The 3,387-nt window shown below is 58.5% G+C and carries 4 protein-coding genes; 2 read left to right on the top strand and 2 right to left on the bottom strand.

The features are described from left to right. Together ACIQ0Q_RS08430 and speD are read left to right on the top strand one after the other, a co-directional pair. A partial coding sequence (locus ACIQ0Q_RS08430; protein ID WP_395772495.1) for an indole-3-glycerol-phosphate synthase occupies positions 1-457 on the top strand: 457 nt, incomplete at its 5' end. A 322-nt stretch (positions 458-779) separates the two neighbouring features. Then, entirely contained in the window at positions 780-1,574 is a 795-nt protein-coding gene (speD, locus tag ACIQ0Q_RS08435; protein ID WP_395772496.1) for an adenosylmethionine decarboxylase, read from the top strand. A gap of 49 nt (positions 1,575-1,623) precedes the next feature. Here speD and coq7 read toward each other — a convergent pair whose 3' ends face one another. Together coq7 and ACIQ0Q_RS08445 are read right to left on the bottom strand one after the other, a co-directional pair. Further along, a complete protein-coding gene (gene coq7 / locus ACIQ0Q_RS08440) occupies positions 1,624-2,286 on the bottom strand; it encodes a 2-polyprenyl-3-methyl-6-methoxy-1,4-benzoquinone monooxygenase (protein WP_395772497.1) in 663 nt (220 codons plus the stop codon). Beyond that, positions 2,283-3,374 (bottom strand): (Fe-S)-binding protein, encoded by a 1,092-nt coding sequence (locus ACIQ0Q_RS08445; protein ID WP_395772498.1) that lies wholly within the window; start codon positions 3,372-3,374, stop codon positions 2,283-2,285. The genes coq7 and ACIQ0Q_RS08445 overlap by 4 nt, the downstream gene beginning before the upstream one ends. Positions 3,375-3,387: the final 13 nt, after the last annotated feature.

Genomic DNA, 3,387 nt, shown 5'->3' on the forward strand with positions numbered 1-3,387 from the left:
GGAAGCCTGTGCTTTACCAGTGCTTCGTAAGGATTTCATCGTTGATGAATACCAGATCTACGAAGCGCGTGCACTCGGCGCCGACTGCATCCTGCTGATTGCGGCGGTTTTGACCGATACCCAGCTGCAAAGTTACACCCAGTTGGGCCGTATGCTGCAGATGGATGTGTTGCTGGAAGTGCACGATTCCCAGGAGCTGGCGCGTGCACTGCAGGCCGATTCACCGCTGATCGGCATCAATAACCGAAATCTACGCACCTTCGAGGTCAGCATTGAGACCACGCTGGCGCTAAAAGTTTCCGTGCCGGTGGACCGCCTAGTGATCACCGAGAGCGGCATCAAGGATCGGAAAGACGTGGAACTCATGCGCACAAACGGCATCGATGCGTTTCTGGTGGGAGAGGCGATGATGCGCGCCGCCGATCCAGGCGCGGAACTCAGGCTTCTATTCGCTTAGTGGCTACCGAATAAAATAACGGTCTTGCCGCATGTGTTCGAGACGTTTCATTACGCGACAGGTCATTTCATGCCGGTCGCCGCTGATGTATGCCAGTTCCAGGCGTGGAAACTGAGCCGCATGCCATCAGGGCGCCAGATCGCACCAGGTGCATGGCTGAGGTCATACCTAGTGTCTATGGGTATGGCTTAGAAGCCTTTCAGGGAGACGCCATCCGTCACCAGTTCGGATTTCACCGGCTCGAGTGGAGAAAATGCTTGCATTTGGGAGCAGATATCCGATAATTGCGCCTCACCGTCACTCATATCCAAGGAATACTGCGTTGGTCAAGCCACTGCCCCGGTTGCGCCTGCAAGGATTTAATAATCTGACGAAATCCTTGAGTTTCAATATCTATGACATCTGCTATGCCGCGTCGGAAGACCAGCGGCAGCGTTATATCGAGTATATCGATGAGGTCTACAACGCCGAGCGTCTGACCCAGATCCTGACCGAAGTAGCTAACATCATCGGCGCTAACATCCTGAATGTGGCACGCCAGGATTACGATCCGCAGGGCGCCTCGGTGACCATTCTCATTTCCGAAGAGCCAGTCATTGACAAAAAAGCCGCCGGCAAGGAGTTGATTTCGGATGCCGTGGTCGCGCACCTGGACAAGTCGCATATCACCGTACACACCTATCCGGAAACACATCCGCACAACGGCATTGCGACTTTCCGTGCCGATATCGATGTGGCCACTTGTGGCGTGATTTCGCCCTTGAAGGCTTTGAATTATCTGATCGAGAGTTTCGATTCCGACATCGTGGTCACCGATTACCGTGTGCGCGGCTTCACTCGCGACATCAAGGGCAAGAAACATTACATCGATCACAAAGTCAATTCCATCCAGGACTTCCTGGCCAAGGACATCAAGGCGCATTACGAGATGATGGACGTCAATGTGTATCAGGAAAACTTGTTTCATACCAAAATGCATGTTAAGGAGTTTGACCTCGATACCTACCTGTTCGAAGGCAAGGCCAAGAGCCTGAGCTTCAAGGATCGGCAACGCATCGAGCTGCAGGTTCGACGTGAAATCGAAGAGCTCTATCACGGCCGCAATCTGGCAGACTGAGATAGCGCAAGGCTTCATGTAAAACCCCCGCGATTGCGGGGGTTTTCGTTTAGAGCCGGTAGGCGATGGCCTTCATGAAGCGCGAAGACAGCGCCATCAATGCCGGGATGGGTGGAGGCAGTTGGCGGGCGCCATGGTTTTCTGCATGCTCGGCATGACGGATTTCGTCGTCCTTCATCACTGCTAGAATGGCCCGGCTGCGCCGGTCTTCCGGCGGCAGTGCATCGAGGTGTTCGGCTAGATGCGCTTCCACCTGACGTTCGGTTTCTGAGACGAAGCCCAGATTCCAGCCGTCGCCTTTCAGGCCAGCTCCGAGTCCGATGGCATAGCTGCCCAGATACCAGATCGGATTGAGCAGGCTGGGGCGGCTGCCGAGCTCTTTCAGACGGGTATCGCACCAGGCCAGATGATCAGCCTCTTCATCGGCGGCATGCAGCAGCTGCGCGCGCGTCTCCGAACTTTCGGCCACCCGTGCCTGACCCAGATACAGGGCCTGGGCGCAGACTTCACCGGTGTGGTTGATGCGCATCAGTCCGGCGCTGTGCCGGATCTGCGCCGGAGACATCTCCAGGTCTTGGGTGTCGGCGGCCGGGTTGGCACGCGCCGCCAGGCCATCGGACGCACGGGTGACCACGCCAGTGCTGGTGTTGAGGGCGTGCTGTAATTCACCCAGAATGCGGTCGAGCGGCGATGTGCGGCGTTGGAAAGTCATTCCAGATAGTGTGCCATGAATTCAATCGGGTGCAGAATCGGTCGATCGCCGGACAGATGCAGGCGACAACCGATATTGGCCGACAGTAACACCTCAGCGGCCTCCGGAACAGCGGCCAGAACCGGCGCGCGCAGGGTGGCGGCACGACTCGGGTCGCCGAGTTGATGGAGGCCGGCGCCGCCACAGCAGCCGCTATTCGGCAAAACACTCAGCTGCAGATCCGGAATCCGGGCCAGCAGGAGCTGCGTTGCTTGGTCCGAGCCATGGAAGGCGGCCGTGCACGGAACATGCAGGGCTACATGCCGGCCTTGCGCCGAGCGGAAGTGCAGTTGCTCCGCGCGTTCGGCTAGATAGACCATGGCATCTTCAACCGCAGCACCGGCAGTATCCTGCAGGGCGCTCCGGCAGCCACTGGCCAGCACCAGAATCCTATCGAATCCGGAGAATGCGGACTGATTGACGGCGGCTAGTGTTGCTGCCCGTGCGGCCTGACCCGCATGACGCGCGGCCTGACCGCAACAGACCTGGGTGGACGGGATGACCGCGTCATCGCCCAAAGCCCGCAAAACCTGTTGCAATGCCCTGCGAGCATGATGTTCGTAGGTATCGGCTGCGCATCCGGTAAAGATCGCATTCCGGCTTCGTGAAGGTGCCGGTTCGGCCGTTGCTGCTTCCGGACGGGGCAGAGGTCGCCAGCGCGCCGGGAGTATCGGAAAAACCACCCGATAGAATCCAAGTACCCCGTTCAGCACCGATTTATGCGCCATCAGCCACAGTGCGGCCTTTCCAGGCCATGGCAGGTCTGGCGGATGTACCGCGCGCGTTTCGACCAGAAGCTGCTCATAGGACACATCGGCAGGACAGGCGGTCTCGCAGCGCCGGCAGCCCAGACAGGCATCCAAGTGCTTGAAATCGCCGGTTTGACCGGGATTTTCAGCCAAATCGGCCATCAGCGCGATGCGGCCGCGGGGCGACTCCGCCTCCATGCCGGCCAAGGCGTACGTCGGGCAGTGCGGCAGGCACAGGCCGCATTTCACGCACTGTCCGGCCAGATCGGCACGGGACGGGGATTTCAGGGGGAAAGCCATGGCTCAAATCCTA

Source organism: Arenimonas sp., from assembly GCF_044348765.1.
Classification (GTDB): domain Bacteria; phylum Pseudomonadota; class Gammaproteobacteria; order Xanthomonadales; family Xanthomonadaceae; genus Arenimonas.

Bases quoted from the DNA above. Each gene is read 5' to 3' on its own strand.
- coq7 (WP_395772497.1), bottom strand. From the start codon at position 2,286: ATGACTTTCCAACGCCGCACATCGCCGCTCGACCGCATTCTGGGTGAA.
- ACIQ0Q_RS08445 (WP_395772498.1), bottom strand. From the start codon at position 3,374: ATGGCTTTCCCCCTGAAATCCCCGTCCCGTGCCGATCTGGCCGGACAG.